This window comes from Candidatus Burkholderia verschuerenii (assembly GCF_001189365.1).
Classification (GTDB): domain Bacteria; phylum Pseudomonadota; class Gammaproteobacteria; order Burkholderiales; family Burkholderiaceae; genus Caballeronia; species Caballeronia verschuerenii.
The window spans coordinates 1-3,211 of sequence record NZ_LFJJ01000384.1; the positions used below are offsets into that span (position 1 = coordinate 1).

Consider the following 3,211-nt stretch of genomic DNA (forward strand, 5'->3'; position numbering starts at 1 on the left):
GGCGTATCGGGAATTTCGGTCCAGATTTCCGCTTCGGCGCCGGCGGGCGTGTTGTTCTGCCAGTTGATGCCGTGATACAGCAGCCAGATGAGCAGCAGATGCATCAGCGCGGCGAGGCCGAACGCCTTCCACGTCCCGCGCTCGCGCGGCGGACGGACGGGTCGCGCGGACGCCTGCCCACGCGGATGCTGCTTGTTCTGCGAACCAATCATTGCGACTTGACGAGCAAACCGACGCGCTTCACGCCGCGCGCCTTCATATCGGACATCACGTTCATGACGGCCTCGTACTTCACCGTCTTGTCCGCCGCGATCACCACCGGCTGATCAGGATGCGACTCCTGACGGTTCAGCACGAACGTGTTGAGATCGCCCTTGGTCATCTTCTGCTCTTGCGACGAACCGCTGTCGTCCTTGTAGCGGATCGTCATGCTGCCGTCGGCCTTGATGTTGATCACGAGCGGCGGCTGTTGCTCCTGCGGCTGCGCGTTGCCGACCGTCGGCAGATTGATGATCGAAGGCGAGACGAGCGGCGCGGTCACCATGAAGATGACGAGCAGCACGAGCATCACGTCGATATACGGCACGACGTTGATGTCGGCCATCGCGCGGCGCGAACTGCCGCGCATGCTGGAACGAATCGGGCCTGCCATCGCGGACTCCTTTTCCCTTTGTGCTTAGTGCGCCTGGCGCTGCAGAATGTTCGAGAACTCTTCGATGAAAGTCTCGAAGCGGATCGCCAGGCGGTCGATATCGTGCGCGTAGCGGTTGTACGCGACGACTGCCGGAATCGCGGCGAACAGGCCGATCGCGGTGGCGACCAGCGCTTCCGCAATGCCCGGCGCGACGTTCGCGAGCGTCGCCTGCTGCACGTTGGCGAGACCGCGGAACGAGTTCATGATCCCCCACACCGTGCCGAACAGACCGATATAGGGGCTGACCGAACCGACCGAGGCGAGAAACGCGAGATTGGCTTCGAGCACGTCCATCTCGCGCTGGAAGGCGGCGCGCATGGCTCGGCGCGAACCGTCGAGAATCGCGCCCGGATCGGTGATGCGGCGTTCCTTGCCCTTCAGGAATTCGCGCATGCCGGATTCGAAGATACGCTCCAGCGCGCCGATGGTGTGCCGGTTGTTCGCCGCGCTCTGATACAGCGCCTGCAAGTCGCCGCCGGACCAGAAATCGCGCTCGAAGCGCTCGGTTTGCACGCGCGCGCGGCGAATCGCGAACGCCTTGCGGAAGATGAACGTCCACGACAGCAGCGAGAGAATCAGCAGCAGCGCCATCACGGCCTGCGCGAGAAGGCTCGCGTGAATGACGAGAGAAACGATCGACAGGTCTTGTGTGTTTTCCATAAAGGTCCGCTGGTCCGTCCGGTTGATTCGGGCGTCCGGTCAAAGGCGCGTCAGTTGTTTGTGATGTGGCTGTGAAAATAACGAAAGCCGCGCGTGGGCTCCTGGCGAATGCGTCGCAAGAGGGTGGGCGCAGCTTTCATCGTCTTAATCAATTGGTTCCTGCCTCGCGCGACGATGCAGCCTGCGCCGCGTGCGGGCCGCGTCGCAAACCGTCGAGCACGAAATCGGGAACGGCGGCGGGGCGAATCGACACGCGATCCACCGACGCCACGCGAATATCGCCGGTCGCCAGCAGCACGTCGTCGCGCCACGCTTCCTGATGAAAATCCACCGAAGCACGCCCCAGCCGCTCGATACGGCTCGCGACGCGAATCATGTCGTCGCGCCGCGCGGGCGCGGAATACTCGACGGCGGTCCTTCTGACCACGAACACGATGCCGTCCGACTCCGCCAGGCGCTGCTGGTCGATGCCGCACGCGCGCAGCCATTCGGTGCGCGCGCGCTCGAAGTACTTGAGGTAGTTCGCGTAGAAGACGATGCCGCCCGCGTCGGTGTCCTCGTAATACACCCGAATCGGCCACTCGAAAATCAACGGATCGTTCACCTTTGCGTCGCTCCGCGCGCGAGAGGGCGGATTCGTCCGCTTCCCGACCCGCTCCGGCGTGCTTTTTGACAGATATTCATCCGCGGCATTTTACAAGAAGCGCAAGCGGCGTAGCTAAATCCTCAGTCGTTCGGGGATTCAGCCGCGGTGAATTTGCAACGGTGCGAAGCTTTGGGCGATCGGCATCATCTCGATCGCGTTGACGTTCACGTGCGCCGGACGCGTCGCGATCCAGTAGATTGCATCGGCAATATCCTCGGGCGTCAGGGCCTGCACGCCGTTGTAGACGGAGCCGGCCTTGGCATCGTCGCCCTTGAAACGCACGTTCGAGAATTCGGTGCCGCCGACCAGACCCGGCTCGATATCGGTCACGCGCAGGGCCGTGCCGGCGACGTCCGCGCGCAGATTCAGGCTGAACTGGCGCACGAAGGCCTTGGTCGCGCCGTAGACGTTGCCGCCCGCATACGGATAGGTGCCCGCGACCGAGCCGATATTGAACACGTGACCGCGATTGCGCTCGACCATGCCCGGCAGGATCGCGTGCGTGACGTTTACGAGACCCGTGCAGTTCGTGTCGATCATGTTCTTCCAGTCGTCGAGATTCGCCCGTTGCGCGGGTTCGAGGCCGAGCGCGAGCCCTGCGTTGTTGACGAGCACGTCGATTTGCGAGAACGCTTCGGGCAGCGCGGCGACGGCCGAGCAGATGGCGTTTTCGTCGCGGACGTCGAGTTCGACCGGCAGCAGCGCGTCGCCGAGTTCGTTGGCGAGCGCGACGAGGCGCTCCTTGCGGCGGGCCGACGCGATGACGCGGTGACCGCCCTTTACGAAAGTACGGGCAATAGCAGCGCCGAATCCGGCGGATGCGCCGGTGACGAAAACGATCATGAGCGGGCTCCGGGAGCGAAGAATCTGGGGAAGTCGGGCCGCGTGGGGTCGGGCCTCGGGCAACGGCGCAAAGGGTACTTCCAATGATGCATTGCGGCAAGCAATTGGCGGAGTAATCGAGGGATCGAGCGACCGTGCTTTATTGGCCGCAAATGATGTCCCGAATGCGCCGCCGAAGCGCACTGGCGTGCGGTTGCCTAAAGCCAGGCCGACCATTACACTACTACGCTCAGTGCGACACGGTGCGACACGCACGCTCGTGTCCGGGCAGTCCCAACGTAAGGGACATCGACTAGCGGTTCGAATAACGTCTATATGAGTTAATCGACTGCGATAGGCATGGTGTAGAGCATCTCGATGGGGCGCGA

The 3,211-nt window shown here is 63.1% G+C and carries 4 protein-coding genes and 1 pseudogene; all 5 read right to left on the reverse strand.

All coding sequences use genetic code 11. From position 1 onward, the window contains the following. A pseudogene (locus tag BVER_RS29040) lies at positions 1-212 on the reverse strand (cell envelope integrity protein TolA); the annotation flags it as partial. Next, entirely contained in the window at positions 209-652 is a 444-nt protein-coding gene (gene tolR, locus BVER_RS29045; protein WP_050456169.1) for a protein TolR, read from the reverse strand. The gene tolR and the pseudogene BVER_RS29040, both read right to left, overlap by 4 nt. Positions 653-676: 24 nt before the next feature. Next, positions 677-1,354: a protein TolQ gene (gene tolQ, locus BVER_RS29050; protein WP_050456170.1), complete on the reverse strand. Its 678-nt coding sequence runs from the start codon at positions 1,352-1,354 to the stop codon at positions 677-679. Positions 1,355-1,502: 148 nt separating this feature from the next. Beyond that, entirely contained in the window at positions 1,503-1,958 is a 456-nt protein-coding gene (gene ybgC, locus BVER_RS29055; protein ID WP_050456171.1) for a tol-pal system-associated acyl-CoA thioesterase, read from the reverse strand. 138 nt (positions 1,959-2,096) lie between these two features. After that, positions 2,097-2,843, reverse strand: coding sequence for a bifunctional NADP-dependent 3-hydroxy acid dehydrogenase/3-hydroxypropionate dehydrogenase YdfG (ydfG, locus tag BVER_RS29060; RefSeq protein ID WP_050456172.1), 747 nt, complete (start codon positions 2,841-2,843; stop codon positions 2,097-2,099). Positions 2,844-3,211 lie beyond the last annotated feature (368 nt).

Coding starts and splice junctions, on each gene's coding strand:
- tolR (WP_050456169.1), bottom strand. CDS start 652: ATGGCAGGCCCGATTCGTTCCAGCATGCGCGGCAGTTCGCGCCGCGCG.
- tolQ (WP_050456170.1), bottom strand. CDS start 1,354: ATGGAAAACACACAAGACCTGTCGATCGTTTCTCTCGTCATTCACGCG.
- ydfG (WP_050456172.1), bottom strand. CDS start 2,843: ATGATCGTTTTCGTCACCGGCGCATCCGCCGGATTCGGCGCTGCTATT.